Raw genomic sequence first — 21139 nt, forward strand, 5'->3', positions numbered from 1 at the left:
GCGTGTTTAGCGGCGACGGAACAGCGGCAGCGGTTCGTCAGTGGCGGCCTGATAGGTCACCGAGAAGTCCTTGAGACTTTCCAGGGCTTCGTACGGGTCTTTATCGGCGCGAATCGCAAACGCGTCAAAACCGCAGCGGTGCAGGTAGAACAACTGGTCGCGCAGCACATCGCCAATCGCCCGCAGTTCGCCTTTGAAACCATAACGGTCACGCAGCAAGCGAGCGTTGGAGTAGTTGCGCCCGTCGGTGAAGGCCGGAAAGTTCAAGGCGATCACCTGGAACTGATCCACGTCATCACCGATTTCCTCGGCTTCTTCATCGGCATCCAGCCACACACCCAGGCCGCCATCGCGGGCCTTGAGCATACGGCTGTGTTCGCGCCACAGTTGCAACGGGACGATCAGGTCGTCGCAGTTGCTGATCTCGTCGATGTTGAAATCTTTCGGCAGCAAGTGCCAGGTTTCGTCGACGACTTCGTTGTTCTTAATTATTCGCTGCATAGACGCGCTCCTTGAAGAGGTCGATGCCGATACGCTGATAGGTGTCGATGAAGCGTTCATCTTCGGTACGTTGTTCGATGTACACGTCGATCAGCTTCTCGATCACGTCAGGCATGGCTTCCTGTGCGAAGGACGGGCCGAGGATCTTGCCCAGGCTTGCATCGCGACTGGCGCTGCCACCCAGGGAAACCTGATAGAACTCTTCGCCTTTCTTGTCGACCCCGAGAATGCCGATGTGGCCGACGTGGTGGTGACCACAGGCGTTCATGCACCCAGAGATGTTCAGGTCCAGTTCGCCAATGTCGAACAGGTAGTCCAGGTCGTCGAAACGGCGCTGGATCGACTCGGCGATCGGGATCGACTTGGCGTTGGCCAGCGAGCAGAAATCACCGCCAGGGCAGCAAATGATGTCGGTCAGCAAGCCGATGTTCGGTGTGGCGAAACCTTGCTCGCGCAACTCGCTCCACAGGGAGAACAACTGGCTTTGCTCAACGTCAGCCAGAATGATGTTCTGCTCGTGGGAAGTGCGCAGTTGACCGAAGCTGTAACGGTCGGCGAAGTCGGCAACGGCATCGAGCTGCTTGTCAGTGATGTCGCCCGGCGCAACGCCAGTCGGCTTCAGCGACAGCGTCACGGCGACGTAACCCGGCTTTTTGTGCGCGAGGGTGTTGCGGACGCGCCAGCGGGCGAAGCCTGGATGCTGTTTGTCGAGCTCGGCCAGTTCGGCCGCTTGATCGTCCAGAGACTTGTAGTCCGGATCGACAAAGTGTTTGGCCACGCGATGCACTTCGGCCTCGGTCAGCGTGGTCTGGCCACCGCGAAGGTGTTCCATTTCCGCGTCGACTTTCTGCGCAAACACTTCAGGTGTCAGGGCCTTGACCAGAATCTTGATCCGCGCCTTGTATTTGTTGTCGCGACGGCCGTAGCGGTTGTAAACCCGCAGGATGGCATCGAGATAGCTCAGCAAGTCCTGCCATGGCAGGAACTCGTTGATGAAGGCGCCCACCACCGGTGTACGGCCCAGGCCGCCACCGACCAGCACACGGAAACCCAGTTCGCCCGCGGCGTTGTGCACGGGCTCAAGGCCGATGTCATGGACTTCAATGGCCGCCCGGTCAGACGTCGAACCGTTGATGGCGATTTTGAATTTACGCGGCAGGTAAGCGAATTCCGGGTGGAAGGTGGTCCACTGACGGACAATTTCGCACCATGGACGCGGGTCGATCAATTCGTCGGCCGCGACACCGGCGAACTGGTCGGTGGTGACGTTGCGCAGGCAATTGCCGCTGGTCTGGATCGCATGCATCTGCACGGTCGCCAGTTCAGCCAAAATGTCCGGGATGTCTTCCAGGGCCGGCCAGTTGAACTGCACGTTCTGCCGGGTACTGATGTGGGCGTAGCCCTTGTCATAGTCGCGGGCAATTTTGGCCATCATTCGCGTCTGGCGCGAAGTGAGCTGGCCATAAGGCACCGCCACCCGCAGCATCGGCGCGAAGCGCTGGATATAAAGGCCATTTTGCAGGCGCAGGGGGCGGAATTCTTCTTCGCTCAGCTCGCCTGCCAGATAGCGTCGGGTCTGATCACGGAACTGCTTGACGCGGTCCTCGATGATCCGCTGATCGTACTCGTCGTATACGTACATATAAGTCCTGTTCTCAGGCTTGGGCCGGTTTGGATATAGCTGCGTTTTCGCTGGCTTTCATCCGATACAGCCTCGGCAATTCTGCGCGCACGGCCGCGCACTCCCAACGGAGCCGTCGCAAGATACCAGTTTGCAGTTATGCGCAAAAGTGATGTTTGAGTATATGCAAAGAACCAAAACGACTAATGAAACTCACCAAGATAAAACCCACATTTGTGGTGCGGGCAATCATCGTCTTAACTGTGCTCGAGTCTTTATGCAATCACCGATAAAACCGACAAGAGGCGATGCAATGAGCAATCCAACCAAAGCAAGGAAAAGCGATAGCACGGTCGATGCCTGGGCGATTTTGTTCCTGATTATCCTGGTCGTGGGCACAGCGGTGTTCTGGGTCAGCCATCAATAAACGACCCCGTCCGGGGCCCGGCGCCCGACGATTGTCGGAGCAAGCCGGAATGATAAGGGCCGTTTTATAGGGCTTCGCTGTCTATCGCGCGGTGAATTTCCGGGGCTCGGACGATTGAAGTTCTTCAAGCGTGTGCAACTGATCGGTCACGGGCCGACCGACGCCGCTACCCGTTCTGCTTGTAAGCCCCGGCGCACTGATCAAAAAAGCAGGTTCATACCCCCGCCAGATGCACTATCAGTTTCACGATGGCAAACAGCGTCAACGCGAATACCGCCGTGAACAGGATTCCCAGAATCACGAAATGACTGGGCTTGCCATGAGTGAAGTCCCGGGCCCGGTTCTTTCCGCTCTGCACCCCGAACGCCGCCGCCATGACACTGTGGAGCATCTGCCAGAAGCTCGGCGGCTTGTTGTCGACTGGATCGTCCATAAATCCCTCGTTTCCTGGTATGTCCTCAAAGCATAGTCAATCAGGGCGCGACCCGGATCGAAGTCGTTCGTAACAAATCATCGCTCACGCAATAACTATCTACCGCAAATGCCCTGTCCTGAAATGGTGTCCTGTCGCTTCATTTGTCAGGAGATACACATGTCCGCCACGCCTCCCTCTTCGTCCATAACGGCGAACACTGCGCTTGTACCGTTAAAGCCACAGAGAACCAGTATTCATAGCGAGCTTCTTGAGCAGATGGCGCCTGAATGGCTGATTAATGCCACGCCAGCAAGACGTCATGCGATGAAACAGGCCGGCACGTTCTCGCCGGACTGGTATCAGCGCGCCTCTTCTACGCAACAACAGGCACTGAAAGAATGTTTCAACGCCAGTTTTACCTCACAGACCCACTTGGACAAGGCGATGTCCTCGCTTCAGGACATCGATACATTTGCTGAACCGTTGTTGCGCAACGCACTGAAAGATCAATTCAGCGTAGATGTAGACGTCAGCAAAACCCTGTTGTGTCTGCGGCGCCCCCTGGAAATCAGCGATCTTGAAATTGAAGTAGCAGACTTCGAGGTCTTGAAACTTTCGCTGCTGCAGGCAACGTTGCATAACTTCGAAGCGTCCGAATGTGAGGACGATGCTTTTCATAAAAAATCCGGCTTCCTGATAGAAACTTCGACACCCGGCATTTTTCAGCCTGTCACCGTTGGTGTGACGGTGAGGCAGTTCCTGATGCTCTGTCGCAATCTGGACATCGGGGCGAAGTATCAGACGTACGTGAAGGCATTTTTCCAGGCGGCGGAAACGACACTGCGCCAGCTATTCATGACCAGTCAGAAAGACGCGCTAAGGGCGGCTGCCGAGCTGGCCCTGCTGAAAAAGGATATCGAGCGCAAAGACTACGAAATGATTCTTTCCGTCATTGATGGAAACATTCATCCCTGGCAGGGCAACAAACAAGTCTGGTTTCGTGACCTGAGTTTGATGAAGCGCCGGATGACAGGTTGCGTGGTGTTCGTTATCAGTGAGAAGTATCGCTACACCGATGAATTCATTGTTTACATTCCCCATGATCCGCAGCACCCGCTCAAGCGCTATTCCACTTCGCAGTTGCATGAAGTGTTCAAGCGCCAGTTCACGGCCGGGAACGCAACGCCGTCCGGTGGTGATGGCCCGACGGCCTACCAGCGATTCTTCAGCCAGTTCGTGGCCTATGCCGACCATCCTTACTACTTCAGCCAATTCACTCGAAAAGCCGCGGACGCTCCAGCGGATCCCTTTCATTCGGTCTGGCTGAAAGTTGTGCAGTTCTTTCCGCCGTTTTCTTCCATCGCCCGTATCAAAGAGTTGCCTCCTGAGCGACAGGGCAAGCGGGAGCCGGTCGAGGATCCTTACCTCAACCCGTTCGGCATCCTTCAAAAAGGCGGTGGCCTGTGGTCTGACAATACTGATCTGTGGACCTATCTCTATGAGCAAAGCTGTGAAAAGGTCATTGCCGATGCACGCAGCCATGCAGTTCCCACTGCCGATGTCGATGCCAAAGTGCGCGCGCAAAAGATCAGTCATCTCCTGGAAGTCGGCATGCTGGCATTGAACATGGTGTCGATGTTCGTACCGGTGTTGGGCGAGGTCATGATGACGGTGATGGCGGGTCAATTGTTGTACGAAACTTTTGAGGGCGCGATCGAATGGAGTGAGGGCGACCGGGAAGCCGCCAAAGCGCACCTGATCGATGTGGCGCAAAACCTGGCGATGATTGGCGTGATGGCCGGCGTGGGCAAAGGGCTAGGCAAGCTGATGACGGTGGAGCCCGAACCGGTGATCGAGCGCCTGGAGCCGATCAAGCGAGCCGATGGCCAGGCCCGCTTATGGAAGCCGGATCTGAGCGGCTATGAAAGCGACATTGCGCCAGGCAGCCACTTCACCCCTGATGTGCTGGGGCAACACCGGGTAAACGGCAAGACCTATATCCGCCAGGCGGGCAAGGTCTATGAAACGACCTACGATGAGCCGCTGAAAAAATGGCGCATCCAGCACCCGGCCGACGCCGATGCCTATCAGCCAATACTCGAGCACAACGGCCACGGTGCCTGGCGCCATACCCTGGAACGTCCGCTCGAATGGGATCGCCTGACGCTGCTGCGGCGCATGGGCCATGTGACTGAGGCGCTGAGCGATGAGCAACTGCTCAAGATCGCCGACGCCGTGGGCGTCAATGACAACGCCTTGCGCAAAATGCACCTGGATCATTTGCCGCCACCGCCTGAACTGGCTGACGCTTTGCGATTGTTCACGGCTGATCATGGGGCGGCGCAAATCAGTGAGCAGATCAGCGGCGAACTATTTACCGGGATGTTGCAACGAGCTTGCCCCGGGCTTAGTGAGTCCGCAGCGCAGAGGGTCCTGCTGGATGCCAATGCCGAAGAGCTGGCACGCCTGGAAACAACGCGGCGAATTCCGTTGAAAATGCTCGAGGAGGCTCGTTGGTATGCGCAACAGGGGCGAGTGAGTCAGGCTTTTGCCGGTTTGCATCTGCCGCGCATGGCATCGGCTGACAGCCAATGGCTCGCGCTGCATACGCTGGAAAAACTGCCGGGCTGGTCCGACCAGGTACGCCTGGAGATACGCGAGGGCCACGTCAACGGGCCCCTGATCGATGGTATTGGCAGCGAGTCCGCCGCAAGCCGCGCCTATGTCGTCAAGAACGGGCCGGTCTATCAGGCGTTTGATGAGCGGGGAGCTGCACTCAATGACATGCCCTCGAGCGGCGACAACTTTTTCGCCTCAATCATGCACGCGTTGCCTGATGAGTCGCGCCAGGCATTGGGCGTTCCGCGTGTCAGCCAAAGTGCCGATCTGCAGAGCGCGGTTATCGACTCGGCAACCAGGCATCGCGTTGAACTGGCGCAACGGCTGGAGAAACGAAACGGCAGGAACAAAGTGTTCAAACCACCCATACGCGTCAATGACCGCCTGGTGGGTTACTACGCCAGTGGGCGCGGACCGGGTGTCAATCCTCTGCTGGTGACTCGCGTGCGTGATGTCTATCCGGTGCTCACCGATCGGCAAGCCAACGGATTTATCCTTCGGCAGTTGCGGGCAGGAAAAACCGACGCACAGATTTATGACCTGTTGCAGGCGCGTCGGCATGAATGGGAGGCGCTTGTGTCAACCCTCGATCAATGGGTTGGAGAATCGACCGGCGACGCTTTGCTACGGTCAATGTTGGGGGGCAGGGCGAGCGTTGCGCGAAATATCAAGGAATGCTGGCGTTACTCGCCATTGGCCGAGGGCAGCGTGCACTTCAGTTCGCTTGATTTGATTTGTGATGATCCGCTTCCATCACTGTCGGCGGACTTTTCACACGTGCGGGATTTGCATGTGCGAGGACGGTGTGTCACGGATGCCAATATCGATGCACTGCTGGGACGTTTCCCCAAGCTGAAAAACCTCAGGATCAATGCGACAGGAAATGAGTTCAGTAATGTTCCCCAGGCATTGAGCGGGATGCAGGAGCTCACTGGCCTGAGCCTGTATTCAGCCGCGCCCTATGCAGCCGATATGCCCTCAAGGCTGAGCACGTTGACCACGCTTGAGGAGCTCAGTATTTATTCTTCGGGTTACACACCCATGGTTCTGGACGTCAGCCGTTTACGCAATCTGCACAAACTGGAGGTCATTGCGCCTTCGTTGTACCAATGGCCCGCCGGTGTTCTTGAATTACCTCACCTTGAACGCCTTAACCTCAAAGGCACGGGCATCAGGACATTGCCTGACGCCATGTTCCAGGCACATGAACGACTGTGGTCCGGGTTGTCGCTGGACTGGTCGAACTTTCCCCGGGACAACTTCAAACCGGCCTATGAATATGTGAAACAACACCCTGAGCACCTTATCGATCTGGAGGAAATGGTCAGCGATTACTGCAAGGGTGAGCTCAGCCGTCTAGGCGAAGGCGGGCGCGAGTCTTCCAGCGCCATGTTCAACAGGTTTGTCGAACAATGGCACGGAGCCCAGTCGAGGTTCGAGGCCGTGGACGCTCTGAGCGAGGAATATGGCGTGCTTGATCGGCAACTCAATGGATGGACCGGGCGTGCGATGCAGAGGCAACTGGACGTTGCCGAGGTGATCAAGCGATCAATGGCGTCGGTTTCCATTAGAGCTTGCTGGCGTAATGGCGTATTCGAACGCTACGGTTCGACGGCTGATGCCTCGGTGCTTGATCTCTCGAATTTGCAGGCGCAAGAGCTCCCCGAGCTGCCCGGCGGGGCGTTCTCACACGTTCAGACGTTGTACATGAAAGGCGTGCAAGCGACTACCGAGCAAGTGCGCGACTTTGTTCGCGGGTTTACCGAGCTACAGACCCTCGATCTGAGTGCCAGCGGTTTAACCGAAATACCCATTGCTCCTGGTGATCTTGCGAAGTTGAAACGTCTGAATCTTTCCGGTAACCGGATTGTGGTCGAGCCTGCGGTTCAGCAATGTATTGATCAGTTGCAGTCCCTTGAATACCTGGACTTGAGCCATAACCCGCTGAACGCTCTGGATGTTAGTGCCATGAGTCGCCTCAAGGCGTTGAATCTGGGGGCGACGGATCTGCATGAGTGGCCCACCGGGGCACACAATCTGCCGGAACTGACCTGGCTGGATTTGCGTGACAGCCAAATATCTTCGTTGCCGGAAGCGGTGCTTGAAGATGAAATGCTGATCAAAACCCATCTGACCGGAACCCCGTTGACCCCGCAAGCTCAAGCCGCGCTTGAAGCGGCCTGGCAGCGATTGGAAATTGCCAAAGGCCTGCCCGCCGGTGCGCTGGGCAGGTTCGCCCAGGAGGCGGTGCCGACAACCTTCCCGCCGGCAGAAAGCGGCTTTTCGCTTGCTCGCCATTTGCTGGCGCTGCCACCAGCCCCGGTAGGTGAAGGCGCTGCGCAGTTTGCCAAACGCTTGCAACGGCTGAATCCGGCGCTGGCCGATGATCAAGCCTGGCAAGCGATTGAATTGCTGCGCAGGCGCGGGGCAACGGCTATTCAGATCAGCGAACGGATGGCGGCGTGGGATCAGACTTTTGAAACGCTGACGCGTGAATTGAATGGTTGGCTATATACCCGTGAATCCCGTGGTGCTGACTGGAGAGTGTCATCCGATACTCGCAGGCTGGCGGCTTTGCGAATCCTGCAGAGCTGGCGCGAAGGCCTGATCGTCGAGGACGGTGAAGCGAGCCATGAGTTGAACCTCAATGGCCTGCAACTGGGGGATCTTCCCGAACTGCCGGCCGTATTCGCCCATGTGAGCTCCTTGAACCTGACTGGCGTTCGGCTTTCCGCCCAGGGCAGTGACGGGTTTCTGAAGGCGTTTACCCACGTCAAGACGCTCAAGCTCAATGGCAACGAGCTGCAGGCAGTGCCCGAGCCGATTCAGCACATGGTTCAGCTTGAGCGACTGGAGTTGTCCGAAAACCGGTTGGATGACCCGGGGCACTTGTATGCATCGTTGAACCATCTTGAGCATTTGAAACGGCTGGATCTGAGCTACAACAAACTGGAAAGCTTTGATGTCGGCGTTTTTGAACGACTTGTGACGCTCGATTTGCGCAACAACAATCTGACCGAGTGGCCGCAAGGTGTGCTCGATTCCAGCGCTCTGGAAACCCTGAACCTGAGTGGTAACGACATCACCTCGATTCCTTCGCAGGCCCTGGATGGCAGCCATGATGCATTGATGTCCGGCACAGACCTGAGGGACAACTACAATTTGTCGCTTGAGAGTCTTGAGCGACTCAGGGTGTACCGCGACACCGGTGATCGCGGCATCATTCTGGGGCTTTCGCGCTCTGAGCTTGATGACTGGATTGCCGATGCTACCGGCGATGGTTGGAGTGACAGTGCAAGTGAAAGCGTCGAGTCTGATGAAATTCTCCCTGATGTGACGCCTGACACCGCACAACAAGCGCCATGGCTGGCCAATGTGCCTCCCGATGAACTGGCCACCAAAAATCAGATATGGAATCAATTGACGGCAGAGCCGGACAACGGTGCATTCTTTCATTTGTTGTCGCGGTTGCAGGACACGCGCGAGTTCAGTGTGGCCAATGCCGACCTGACACGACGGGTATGGACTGTTATGGAAGCCGCCGCCAGCAATACCGAACTCAGGGAGACAGTGTTCGCCAGTTCGAACACGCATGGCACCTGTGTCGACGGTCGAATCCTCACTTTCAGTGGGCTGGAAAGCAAAGTGTTCATACACAATGCCTTGCTCGATATTCCTGGCGGGCCTGCGGGGGCAAAGGGCGAAGCGTTGTTGAAGTTATCCAGGCGGCTGTTCCGGCTGGACAAGGTCGACGATCTGGCGACGAAAGCTGCCGCCCGTACGGGTCACGATGAGGCAGAAGTGCGCCTGGGTTATCGAATTGGCCTGACTCGGGGCTGGAGCGACGGCCTGGACCTGCCGGGGCAACCGAAACACATGACGTATGCCTCGGGAGTGACGCCCGGGCAATTGGCTCAGGCTCGTACCGAGGTGATGAATGCAGAGCAGGGCGATGGTTTTTTTGAAGACCTGATCCAGCGTGACTACTGGGTGGACTACCTCAAGGAGAAATATCCCGAAGCGTTCAGAGCATTCGATGAGGCGGATACTGCGCAGGAAGTTGATGATGCGGCTGACGATCCCGCGTTCATCGACAAGCTTTTTGATCTTGTGGCTGCGCGCAACGGGAAAATGATCGAACTGTCCCGAAAAGAAGTCAGGGAGATTGAAGCGGCTGCCAGCAGTGCAGGGCAGTCGGGTATATCGAAGAGTCTGACCGGGGTATCAAACCCTTAAAACATGACGGCCGATCAGGCCTCCGACGCCGGTTTTTCCGACGTGGGGGCCTGATCATGCTTACCGTCGCTTAGTTGTCATAGCCGAGGTTAGGCGCCAGCCAACGCTCGGTCACGCTCAACTCCTGGCCTTTGCGCGAGGTGTAGCTCTGCACCTGATCCTTGTCGATTTTGCCCACGGCAAAATACTGCGCCTGTGGGTGAGCGAAGTACCAGCCGCTGACCGCTGCCGCCGGGAACATGGCGTAGTGCTCAGTGAGAAACACGCCGCTGCGTCCGGCCTTGAGTTCTTCCGCCTCCGGGTCCAGCAGTTTGAACAGCGTGGCTTTCTCGGTGTGATCCGGGCAGGCCGGGTAGCCCGGAGCAGGGCGGATGCCGGTGTATTGCTCTTTGATCAGCGCCTCGTTGTCCAGCGACTCGTCCTTGGCGTAGCCCCAGTAGTCTTTACGCACCTGTTGGTGCAGCCACTCGGCACAGGCCTCGGCCAGGCGGTCGGCCAGGGCCTTGACCATGATCGAGTTGTAATCGTCGCCCGCGTCCTGATAGGCCTTGGCCACTTCTTCGGCGCCGATCCCGGCGGTGGTGATGAAGCCACCCACGTAGTCGGTCACGCCGCTGTCCTTGGGCGCCACGAAGTCGGCCAGGGAGAAGTTCGGTTTGCCGTCAGTCTTGATGATCTGCTGGCGCAAGTGATGCAGCTTGGCCAACGGCTTGCCGTCATCGCCGTAGACCTCGATGTCATCGTCACGCACCTGATTGGCCGGCCAGAAGCCGAACACCGCACGGGCGCTGATGAGTTTCTCGTCGATCAGCTTGGCGAGCATTTCCCGGGCATCGGCATACAGCGCGGTGGCGGCTTCACCGACCACTTCGTCGTTGAGGATGCGCGGAAACTTCCCGGCCAGGTCCCAAGAGATGAAGAACGGCGTCCAGTCGATGTATTCGGCCAGAACGTTAAGGTCGATGTTGTCCAGCACCTTGGCACCGGTGAACGTCGGTTTGACCGGTGTGTAGCTGCCCCAGTCGAACTGTGGCTTCTTGGCGATCGCCGCCGGGTAACTCAGGCGTTCGGTACGGGCGCTGCGATTGGCGGTGCGTTCACGAACATCGATGTATTCCAGGCGGGTCTTCTCGACGAAACCGGCCTTCAGCTCTTTGGACAGCAATTGCGTCGCCACGCCCACGGCGCGGGATGCGTCGGTGACGTAGATCACCGCGTCGTTGCTGTATTTGGGCTCGATCTTCACCGCCGTGTGCGCCTTGGACGTAGTCGCGCCACCGATCATCAAGGGCAGATGGAAGTCCTGACGCTGCATCTCGCGGGCCACGTGAACCATTTCGTCCAGCGAAGGCGTGATCAAGCCGGACAGGCCGATGATGTCGCATTTCTGTTCTTTGGCGACTTGCAGGATCTTCTCCGCTGGCACCATCACGCCAAGGTCGACGATGTCATAGCCGTTACATCCCAGCACCACGCCGACGATGTTCTTGCCGATGTCGTGTACGTCGCCTTTGACCGTAGCCATGAGGATCTTGCCCTTGGCTTCCGGTTTGTCGCCTTTCTCCAGTTCGATGAACGGGATCAAGTGGGCCACGGCCTGCTTCATCACCCGGGCGGATTTCACCACTTGTGGCAGGAACATTTTACCGGCGCCGAACAGGTCGCCGACGATGTTCATGCCGGACATCAGCGGGCCTTCGATCACTTCGATCGGGCGCGCAAAGGACTGACGCGACTCTTCGGTGTCTTCGACGATGTGGGTGGTGATGCCCTTGACCAGCGCATGCTCCAGACGCTTGTTGACGTCCCAGTTGCGCCACTCTTCGGTCTCGGCTTCCTTGACGCTGCCGTCGCCCTTGTACTTGTCGGCGATGGCGAGGAGGGCGTCGGTGCCTTCCGGGGTGCGGTTGAGGATCACATCTTCGACGGCATCGCGCAGTTCGGCAGGGATCTGGTCGTAGATCTCCAGTTGGCCGGCGTTGACGATACCCATGGTCAGGCCGTTACGGATCGCATACAGCAAGAACACCGAGTGAATTGCCTCACGCACCGGGTTGTTGCCACGGAACGAGAACGACACGTTCGACACGCCGCCGGAGGTCAGCGCATACGGCAGTTCGTCACGGATATAGGCGCAGGCATTGATGAAGTCCACCGCGTAGTTGTTGTGTTCTTCGATGCCAGTGGCCACGGCGAAGATGTTCGGGTCGAAGATGATGTCTTCCGGCGGGAAGCCGACTTCGTTGACCAGAATGTCGTAGGAGCGTTTGCAGATTTCTTTCTTGCGCGCTTCGGTGTCGGCCTGACCGGCTTCGTCGAAGGCCATCACCACCACGGCGGCGCCATAGCGCTTGCACAGTCTGGCGTGATGAATGAACTGCTCGACGCCTTCCTTCATGCTGATCGAGTTGACGATGCCCTTGCCCTGGATGCACTTGAGACCGGCTTCGATCACTTCCCACTTGGAGGAGTCGATCATGATCGGCACGCGGGAGATGTCCGGTTCACCGGCGATCAGGTTGAGGAAGGTCACCATGGCCTTCTTCGAGTCCAGCATCCCTTCATCCATGTTGATGTCGATTACCTGGGCACCGGCTTCGACCTGCTGCAGGGCGACTTCCAGGGCTTCGGTGTAGTTGTCTTCACGGATCAGACGGGCGAATTTGGCGGAACCGGTGATGTTGGTGCGCTCGCCGACGTTGACGAACAGCGAGCTGCGATCAATGGTGAACGGCTCCAGGCCCGACAGGCGGCAAGCCTTGGGAATGTCCGGAATCTCACGCGGCGCATAACCGGCCACCGCGTTGGCGATGGCTTCGATGTGGCCCGGCGTGGTGCCGCAGCAGCCGCCGACGATGTTCAGGAAACCGCTTTGGGCGAACTCTTCGATGACCTTGGCGGTTTGGGCCGGCAGCTCGTCGTACTCGCCGAATTCGTTCGGCAGACCGGCGTTCGGATGCGCGGAAACGTGGGTATTGGCCTTGTTTGACAGTTCTTCCAGGTACGGACGCAACTCGCTGGCCCCGAGGGCGCAGTTCAGGCCAACGGAGATCGGCTTGGCGTGAGCCACCGAGTTCCAGAACGCTTCGGTGGTCTGGCCCGACAGTGTGCGGCCGGAGGCATCGGTGATGGTGCCGGAGATCATGATCGGCAACTCGACGCCCAGTTCTTCGAACACGCCTTGCACGGCGAAAATCGCCGCTTTGGCGTTGAGGGTATCGAAGATGGTTTCGATCAGGATCAGGTCGGCGCCGCCTTCGATCAGGCCTTTGGTGGCCTCGGTGTAGTTTTCCACCAGCTCATCGAAGGTCACGTTGCGGTAGCCGGGGTTGTTGACGTCGGGCGACAGCGAGCAGGTGCGGCTGGTCGGGCCGAGCACGCCTGCAACGAAGCGAGGCTTGTCCGGGTTCTCGAGAGTTTTCGCATCGGCAATCTTGCGGGCCAGGCGAGCGCCTTCTACGTTCAATTCGTAGGCGAGTTCTTCCATGCCGTAATCGGCCATGGAAATCCGGGTGGCGTTGAAAGTGTTGGTTTCCAGGATGTCGGCGCCAGCGTCCAGATAGGCCATCTCGATGCCGCCAATCACGTCAGGACGTGTCAGCACCAACAAGTCGTTGTTGCCTTTGACATCGCTCGGCCAGTCGGCGAAGCGTTTGCCACGGTAATCCTGCTCCTCGAGCTTGTAGCTCTGGATCATCGTACCCATGCCGCCATCGAGAATCAGGATGCGCTCTTTGAGGGCGTGCTTGAGAGCTTGAAGGCGAACGCTGCGATCGGACATTTGGACTACTCGGTAAGGCCATGACGAAGGGCCGGAATGATAACAAACCTGTGCGCTTTTGGAGCATGTGCGGGTTTTGCATGAATATCGTTCATGTTGGTGCGCAGGCCAGACCGGTAGAATCGCGGCGTTTTCTCATGATCAGGACCAGGGATATGTCGTATCGCGTCGTCACCAGCCTATTGATGCTGTTTTTAAGCGGGGGCGCCGCTGCGCAAGGTCCGGACATTTCCTACGTCCGGGATGTTCAACCGATCTTCACTGAAAAGTGCGTGGCCTGCCATGCCTGCTACGACTCCGCCTGTCAGCTCAACCTGGGCAGTGGTGAAGGGGCGGCCCGGGGGGCAACCAAGGCGCCCGTCTATGATGGCGAACGCAGACAGGCCGCAGCGCCGACCCGACTGTTTTATGACGCCTTTGGCAAACGCGCCTGGCAGCAGAAAGGCTTTTATTCGGTGCTCGACGCCCAAGGCAGCCAGGCGGCGCTGATGGCGCGGATGCTCGAACTGGGCCACAGCACCCCATTGCAGCCCAATGCCAAACTACCGGAAGAGATCGTTCTGGGGCTGAATCGGGAAACCCAGTGTGCCATGCCGACGGAGTTCGACGGCTATGCCGTCTCTCATCCCAAAGAAGGCATGCCGCTGGCGGTCACCGGCCTGACCGATCAGCAATACCAGACGTTGCAACGCTGGCTAGCCTCCGGCGCGCCGATCGATGAGCAGGGACTGGTGCCCAGCGCCAGGGAAGCCTTGCAGGTGGTGCAGTGGGAAAACCTGCTCAACGCACCGGGCGCCCGGGAAAGCCTGGTGGGACGCTGGTTGTTCGAGCACTGGTTTTTGGCGCACCTCTATTTCAAGGACGGTGAGCCGGGGCATTTCTTTCAATGGGTACGTTCGCGCACGCCGACCGGCCAGCCCATTGACTTGATCAACACCCGCCGCCCGAATGACGATCCGGGCACTCAGGTCTATTACCGTTTGTGGCCGGTGCAGGGCGTGATCGTGCACAAGACCCACATCACCTATCCGCTCAGCGCGGCGAAGATGGCGCGGATCAAAAGCCTGTTCTACAGCGCCGACTGGCAGGTCAACGCGTTGCCAGGTTATGGGCCGGAACGCCGGGCCAATCCGTTCGCTACGTTCGAGGCGATTCCGGCGCAGGCGCGTTATCAGTTCATGCTCGATAACGCCGAATACTTCGTGCGCACCTTTATCCGTGGCCCGGTCTGCCGTGGTCAGATCGCCACCGACGTGATTCGCGACAACTTCTGGGCGTTGTTCCAGGCCCCGGAGCATGACCTTTACATCACCGACCCGAATTATCGCGGTCAGGCCACGCCGCTGCTGGCGATGCCGGGGCAGAACGATGACGTCGGCAGTGTCCTGAGCCTGTGGCATGACTACCGCGACAAACGCAACGAATACGAGGCCCTGCGCCGGGACAGCTATGCCGACTTGCCAGCTCCGAGCTGGTCGAGCCTGTGGGCCGGTAACGACAATGCGTTGCTGAGCATCTTCCGGCATTTCGACAGCGCCTCGGTGAACAAGGGGCTGATCGGTGAGGTGCCGCAGACGATGTGGCTGTTCGATTTCCCCTTGCTGGAGCGCACGTATTACCAGTTGACGGTCAACTTCGATGTGTTTGGCAACCTGTCCCATCAGGCCCAGACCCGGCTGTACTTCGATCTGATTCGCAACGGTGCCGAGCAGAACTTCCTACGCTTGATGCCGGCCGACTCACGGGACGGTTACCTCGACGATTGGTATCAGAACGGCGGCCAGCTCAAGATGTGGCTGGATTACGAGTACATCGACAACGACAAACCCACGGCGCTGACGCTGGACGAGAAAGACCCGAAACGCGATTTCGCCCTGCAATTGCTGGCCCGGTACGGCGAGCTCAATGCCAATCCCGACCCGATCAACCGTTGTGACAATGCCTACTGCTCGCGACCGAACATCGACCCGGCATTGCAGAACGCCGAGCAGGCCCTGAGCCGCCTGACTTCGCGCCCGGCGGCGGGGATGAAAGTCATCGATCAGTTGCCGGAAGCCACGATGCTGCGTATCGAGAGCCAAAGCGGCAAGCGCGAGATCTACAGCCTGCTGCGCAACCGGGCCCACAGCAACGTGGCGTTTCTGCTGGGGGAGTCACGGCGCTATCAGCCTGGGCTCGATACGTTGACGATTTATCCGGGGGTACTCAGCAGCTACCCGAATTTCATGTTCAACATTCCCGCCGGGCAAGTGCCCGCTTTCGTTGACGCAATGGAAGCCGCGAAGGATGCTGCCGGTTTCGAGAAAATCGTCGAACGCTGGGGCATCCGCCGCAGTCATCCGCAATTCTGGCAATATTTTCATGACCTGAGTCGCTATATCCGCGACACCGACCCGGTGGAAGAGGGCGTGCTGGACATGAATCGCTACGAGAATCTTTGATTGAAGGCCTGAACACGCGCCCCCAAACCCTGGCTGAACCCCTGCAAGAGCGAAGCTTGCTCGCGAAAGCGGTCTGACATTCAGCATAGATGTCGACTGTTGGGCCGCTTTCGCGAGCAAGCTTCGCTCCTACAGGGGGCGACGGTGATCAGATGTTCATCGACAGGCACACTTTCCCGACAAAAATACTAGGACTTTGTGCGGCGCGATGATTGGCGTAAACTGCGTGCAAGCCTGCGAGGAGTTTCCATGACCGCTATTACCATTACCGACGCCGCCCACGATTACCTGGCTGATCTGCTCTCCAAGCAGAACACCCCGGGTATCGGCATCCGCGTCTTTATCACCCAGCCTGGCACCCAATACGCCGAAACCTGCATTGCCTATTGCAAGCCGGGCGAAGAAAAACCTGAAGACACGGCGCTGGGGCTTAAAAGCTTCACCGCTTACATCGACTCGTTCAGCGAAGCCTTTCTGGACGATGCGGTAGTCGACTACGCCACCGACCGCATGGGCGGCCAGCTGACCATCAAGGCGCCAAACGCCAAAGTACCGATGGTCAACGCCGACAGCCCGATCAATGAGCGCATCAACTATTACCTGCAAACCGAGATCAACCCGGGGCTGGCCAGCCACGGCGGTCAGGTCAGCCTGATCGATGTGGTCGAAGACGGCATCGCCGTGCTGAAGTTCGGCGGCGGTTGCCAGGGTTGCGGCCAGGCAGACGTCACCTTGAAGGAAGGCATCGAGCGCACCTTGCTCGAGCGCATTCCCGAGCTCAAGGGCGTTCGTGACGTGACCGACCATACGCAGAAAGAAAACGCCTACTACTAAGGTGTTCGCTGCGACATAAAAAAAACGGTGCCCGTGAGCACCGTTTATGGGCGATCGATACCTGTTTTTGATCGTTCCCACGCTCTGCGTGGGAACGCCTCAACGGACGCTCTGCGTCTGCTCTTGGGGCGCGGAGCGTCCCGGGCTGCATACCCACGCAGAGCGTGGGAACGATCATCTCAGGGTCTGTAGAGGTGCGCATGCCCCGCGCGATACAACGACGACTCACTGAAGTGATCGCTGCCCAGCACCCGACCCACCAGAATCAGCGCGGTGCGGCGAAATCCCTTGGCTTGAACCTTCCCGGCGATATCCGCCAGGGTCCCCACCGCCCAATCCTGATCTGGCCAGGTCGCCCGATGAATCACCGCGATCGGGCAATCGGCGCCGTAGTGTGGCAGCAGTTCGGCGAGGATTTTCTCCAGATGATTAACCCCCAAATGAATCGCCATGGTCGCGCCATGCTGCGCCAGGCTGCCCAGCTCTTCGCCGGCCGGCATCGCGGTCTTGTCGGCGTAGCGGGTCAGAATCACGCTCTGTGACACATCCGGCAAAGTCAGCTCGGCGCCCAAAAGCGCCGCGCAGGCGGCGGTGGCGGTGACGCCGGGAATGATTTCGAAAGGGATGTCGAGTTCACGCAGATAGCGAATCTGCTCGCCAATCGCGCCATACAGACTCGGATCGCCGGAATGCACTCGGGCCACGTCCTGCCCGTTGGCATGGGCAGACTTGATCAGCTCGATGATCTGTTCCAGGTGCAATTCGGCGCTGTTGACCACTTGTTCGGCGTGATGGCCCTCCAGCACGGCGGCGGGCACCAGGGAGCCTGCATAGATGATGACCGGGCAGCTACGAATCAGCCGTTGGCCTTTGACGGTGATCAGTTCCGGGTCGCCGGGGCCTGCGCCAATGAAGTAGACGGTCATCGTCGTTTCCTGTCAGAAAAAGGGTATGGGCACGCTTCAGATGAAGATTGCTCATGATCGAAGGCGGGGATTATCGGGGATTTTACGCGGCGCTGGCCAATGCAAGGGTGGCCTGGGCGTATTTTTGTCGTGGAATCAGCAACTTTGCCGGTGCCTGAGCCAATTGTTCGGCCAGTGCCAGCGCGGCACTTTCCGCGACGCCGTAACAGCCGGTGCGTTCGAACGCGATGTCCGAGTGGTGGCTGAGTTGCGGTTCATAACCGGCCAATTGTTCGCTGCTGAAATACATCAACGGCAATGCCAGTTGTTCGGCCAGTTCGATCAGGGCGGGCTCTTCGCGCTTGAGGTCGATGCTGGCCAGGGCCTTGATCTCCCGAAGCTCGATTTGATGGGCCTGTAACGCTTGATCAAGCAGCGCCCGCAGCGTGCTGACGGGGCAGCCGCGCTGGCAGCCCAGGCCGACCACCAGGGTCGGCGCTGCGCCGGCGTCAGTCATGCGGAGTATTGGCCATCGCTTTTGCGGCGGAACAACCAGGCGCTGATCAGGCCCAGGGCCAGCCAGAACGCCATGTTGGTCAGCTGCGAAGCGATTTTGAACTGCGCTTCCAGGGCTTGCGGCGCCAGCATGGAATGGACTTCCGGTTGCGGCGCGCCAATCACATGAGGCACGGCAAGAATCGCCACGCCGAGGAGCTTCATCAGCCAGTGGCGGCTGAATGCGATCAGTGCGATACCGACAGCGGTGGAGGCGGCGGTGCCAATCCACCAGATCTGCCGTTGCGCCAGATCCGCCGCGGCAGTGCCTGGCAGTTCAGGTGGCAGGCCGAGGGTTGGCGCCAGCACGAACGTCGCGTAACCCGCCAGGCCCCAGAGCAGGCCCTGAGAGGTACGGCGTGGCGCGCGCAACGTGTAAAGGCCCGCGAGCATCAGGGCGAAGCCGACCGCTACCACCAGATTGCCGCCGGTGGTCGACAGCACGCGCTGCCAGCCATCTTCAGGTTCCCAGGCTTCGGCATCGTGGGTGTGAGCGGTGACAGCGCCCGCGGCATGCTCGTGGATTTCAACCGCGGCTGGCTCGGATTTTTCGTAGGTCTCGGCCTGCAAAATCAGCGGAGCCACCCAGAAGCTTTGCAGCAGGGTCAATAGCAGGGCGGCCAGCAACCCGGTGAAACCTGCGGTTTGCGCGATACGCTTGATCATTTCGGCAGGTCTCAATGGCACGGGAATGCAGCGCTGTGACGGGTATCGTGCGCGGCGTTGTGCACCGCTTCGATGTGCGAGAAACCGGCGAAATACACAAGGCTGGCGCCAAGGATCGACGCACAAAAAGCGGCGATCAGGCGTTGGCTCAGGGTAGAAGTAGTGCTGATCGTGCTCTTTTTATCGGTGTTGGAGCCGGTGCTGCTGATGATCGACATGGCGCTTCCCTCTGGTCTGTCAGCGGGTGAATAGAGCGCATGAAAACCGCCGCACGCCGGGGCACGCAGAGATTTCGAACAGCGCCCGCCCACCGCGGGTTTGTTATTCAGTGAACGTAAAAGTCACTTTGTGTTGCGGGCCGGTCTCCGGGCTCGCGAGGGGCAGGGCTTGCGCCCAGACCTGCAAGCATCACCTTCCCATGCCATATGACAGGCACAGTGGATCTGACGCTTCACTCGCTTACCGTTGCGGGGGCAGCACCGGACTGACATGGCTTTAGAGTAAAGCACATGATTCACCGGTTTCCCGTTTCACCCTGTGAAGGGCACCCGTAACAAGGCGTGTAGGAGAGCATGGGCGGGGGTTGGGCGTCAATTGGCAAGGGTTCTCACTTGGATGCCCAATGCTGATTGGCTCTTGTAGGAGCTGCCGAAGGCTGCGATCTTTTGATGTTGCTTTCAAAAACAAGATCAAAAGATCGCAGCCTTCGGCAGCTCCTACTCAGTGATTGACCCGCCCCCACACGATGCGTAGCCTTGCGCTTTCGAGGTTCTTCGGCGTTTGCCGAAGCTAAGAAGGGAACGCGGTCGATGCCGCGGCTGCCCCCGCAACTGTGAACGGTGATGTTCGCTGCCACGCCACTGCAAGCCCTGATCCATCAGGTTCGCGGGAAGGCGCAGCAAACGCCAGTCGAAGGATTGGCACACCGTCAGCCAGGAGACCTGCCTCGATACAGATTCTCACTACAACCGGGCGGGGTGATCCGGTGACGGAACTCTTGCGCGCGTGCATCCGCCGCTGCGATTGTCGTCCCGTATGCCCGCCATCTCGCCAAAGGGCATCCGATGAAAACACTGGCCAAACTCCCCGTCACCATCGTTACCGGCTTCCTCGGCTCGGGCAAAACCACCTTGCTGCGCCACATGCTCGACAACGCCCAGGGCCGCCGTATCGCGGTGATCGTCAACGAGTTCGGCGAGCTGGGCATCGACGGCGAAATCCTCAAGCAATGTTCGATCGGTTGCACCGAAGAAGAAGCCAACGGTCGCGTCTATGAACTGGCCAACGGCTGCCTGTGCTGCACCGTTCAGGAAGAGTTCTTCCCGGTGATGCGCGAGCTGGTCGCCCGTCGCGGCGACCTCGACCACATCCTAATCGAAACCTCGGGCCTGGCCCTGCCAAAGCCTTTGGTTCAAGCCTTCCAGTGGCCGGAAATCCGCAGCGCCTGCACGGTTGACGCGGTGATCACCGTGGTCGACAGCCCGGCCGTCGCGGCTGGCACCTTCGCAGCGTTCCCCGATCAGGTCGACGCCATGCGCAAACTCGACCCGAACCTGGACCACGAGTCGCCGTTGCACGAGCTGTTCGCCGACCAACTGGCCAGCGCCGACCTGGTGATCCTCAACAAGGCCGATCTGATCAGCGCTGAAGACCTGGCCCGTGTGCGCCTGGAAGTCGCCGAAGAGCTGCCGCCAGCGGTGAAAGTCATCGAAGCCAGCAGCGGTCGTCTGCCACTGGACGTGCTGATCGGCCTTGGCGCTGGCTCCGAAGAACACATCGACAGCCGCCACAGCCATCACGATCATCACCACGAAGGTGAAGACGGCCATCACGATGAGCACGACCACGACGCATTCGATTCCATTTCGATCGAGCTGCCGCAAGCCGACGAAAGCCTGCTGCTGGACGCGCTGACTCAATTGGTGGTTCAGCACGGCATCTTGCGGGTCAAAGGTTTTGCAGCGGTGCCGAACAAACCGATGCGCCTGCTGATCCAGGGCGTGGGCACGCGTTTCGACAAGCATTTCGACCGTCAGTGGGGCGCTGAAGAAGCGCGCAGCACCCGTCTGGTGTTAATCGGTCAGGGCCTGGACGCCGCTGCACTCGAAGCGCAATTGCGCGCTGCGCTCAGCGTTTAA

Annotated in this window: 12 protein-coding genes and 2 riboswitches; of the genes, 4 read left to right on the forward strand and 8 right to left on the reverse strand. The window is 58.8% G+C overall.

Features of this window, described 5'->3' with window-relative positions; genetic code table 11:
- Window positions 1-6: 6 nt before the first annotated feature.
- The 3 genes from BZL43_RS08675 to BZL43_RS08685 all read right to left on the reverse strand — a co-directional run bounded on the left by BZL43_RS08675 (window position 7) and on the right by BZL43_RS08685 (window position 2982).
- The gene (locus BZL43_RS08675) at window positions 7-501 is read right to left on the reverse strand and encodes a DUF934 domain-containing protein (protein ID WP_095631925.1); all 495 of its coding nucleotides are present in this window, start codon (window positions 499-501) and stop codon (window positions 7-9) included.
- Entirely contained in the window at window positions 485-2143 is a 1659-nt protein-coding gene (locus BZL43_RS08680) for a nitrite/sulfite reductase (RefSeq protein ID WP_095631926.1), read from the reverse strand. The genes BZL43_RS08675 and BZL43_RS08680 overlap by 17 nt, the downstream gene beginning before the upstream one ends.
- Window positions 2144-2763: 620 nt before the next feature.
- Entirely contained in the window at window positions 2764-2982 is a 219-nt protein-coding gene (locus BZL43_RS08685; protein WP_095631927.1) for a DUF2970 domain-containing protein, read from the reverse strand.
- A gap of 159 nt (window positions 2983-3141) precedes the next feature.
- On the opposite strand from BZL43_RS08685, the gene BZL43_RS08690 reads away from it, so the two are divergent.
- On the forward strand, window positions 3142-9819 hold the full coding sequence (locus tag BZL43_RS08690; RefSeq protein WP_095631928.1) for an NEL-type E3 ubiquitin ligase domain-containing protein: 6678 nt from the start codon (window positions 3142-3144) through the stop codon (window positions 9817-9819).
- A 70-nt stretch (window positions 9820-9889) separates the two neighbouring features.
- Here the strand turns inward: BZL43_RS08690 and metH are convergent, their stop codons facing one another.
- On the reverse strand, window positions 9890-13600 hold the full coding sequence (metH, locus tag BZL43_RS08695; RefSeq protein WP_095631929.1) for a methionine synthase: 3711 nt from the start codon (window positions 13598-13600) through the stop codon (window positions 9890-9892).
- Between the two features lie 155 nt (window positions 13601-13755).
- Between metH and BZL43_RS08700 the strand changes: the two genes are divergently transcribed.
- Window positions 13756-16041: a fatty acid cis/trans isomerase gene (locus BZL43_RS08700; protein WP_095631930.1), complete on the forward strand. Its 2286-nt coding sequence runs from the start codon at window positions 13756-13758 to the stop codon at window positions 16039-16041.
- Between the two features lie 249 nt (window positions 16042-16290).
- Window positions 16291-16875, forward strand: a complete 585-nt coding sequence (gene nfuA / locus BZL43_RS08705) for a Fe-S biogenesis protein NfuA (protein WP_095631931.1) — start codon at window positions 16291-16293, stop codon at window positions 16873-16875.
- Window positions 16876-17054: 179 nt separating this feature from the next.
- On the opposite strand, the gene cobM is transcribed toward nfuA, so the two are convergent.
- The 4 genes from cobM to BZL43_RS08725 form a co-directional block, all read right to left on the reverse strand.
- Window positions 17055-17801 (reverse strand): precorrin-4 C(11)-methyltransferase, encoded by a 747-nt coding sequence (gene cobM, locus BZL43_RS08710; RefSeq protein WP_095631932.1) that lies wholly within the window; start codon window positions 17799-17801, stop codon window positions 17055-17057.
- Between the two features lie 82 nt (window positions 17802-17883).
- Entirely contained in the window at window positions 17884-18297 is a 414-nt protein-coding gene (locus BZL43_RS08715) for a cobalamin biosynthesis protein (protein ID WP_095631933.1), read from the reverse strand.
- Window positions 18294-19001 carry a CbtA family protein gene (locus BZL43_RS08720; protein WP_095631934.1) on the reverse strand — a complete coding sequence of 236 codons (708 nt, stop codon included), beginning with the start codon at window positions 18999-19001 and terminating at the stop codon, window positions 18294-18296. Before BZL43_RS08720 ends, BZL43_RS08715 begins: the two co-directional genes overlap by 4 nt.
- Window positions 19002-19012: 11 nt before the next feature.
- Window positions 19013-19219: a CbtB domain-containing protein gene (locus BZL43_RS08725; protein WP_095631935.1), complete on the reverse strand. Its 207-nt coding sequence runs from the start codon at window positions 19217-19219 to the stop codon at window positions 19013-19015.
- A gap of 120 nt (window positions 19220-19339) precedes the next feature.
- Window positions 19340-19568: riboswitch (cobalamin riboswitch) on the reverse strand.
- A gap of 182 nt (window positions 19569-19750) precedes the next feature.
- Window positions 19751-19965, forward strand: a riboswitch (cobalamin riboswitch).
- Between the two features lie 100 nt (window positions 19966-20065).
- Here BZL43_RS08725 and cobW point away from each other — a divergent pair.
- On the forward strand, window positions 20066-21139 hold the full coding sequence (cobW, locus tag BZL43_RS08730; protein ID WP_095631936.1) for a cobalamin biosynthesis protein CobW: 1074 nt from the start codon (window positions 20066-20068) through the stop codon (window positions 21137-21139).

Origin of the sequence: Pseudomonas sp. PICF141 (assembly GCF_002286815.1) — a bacterium.
Lineage (GTDB): Bacteria > Pseudomonadota > Gammaproteobacteria > Pseudomonadales > Pseudomonadaceae > Aquipseudomonas.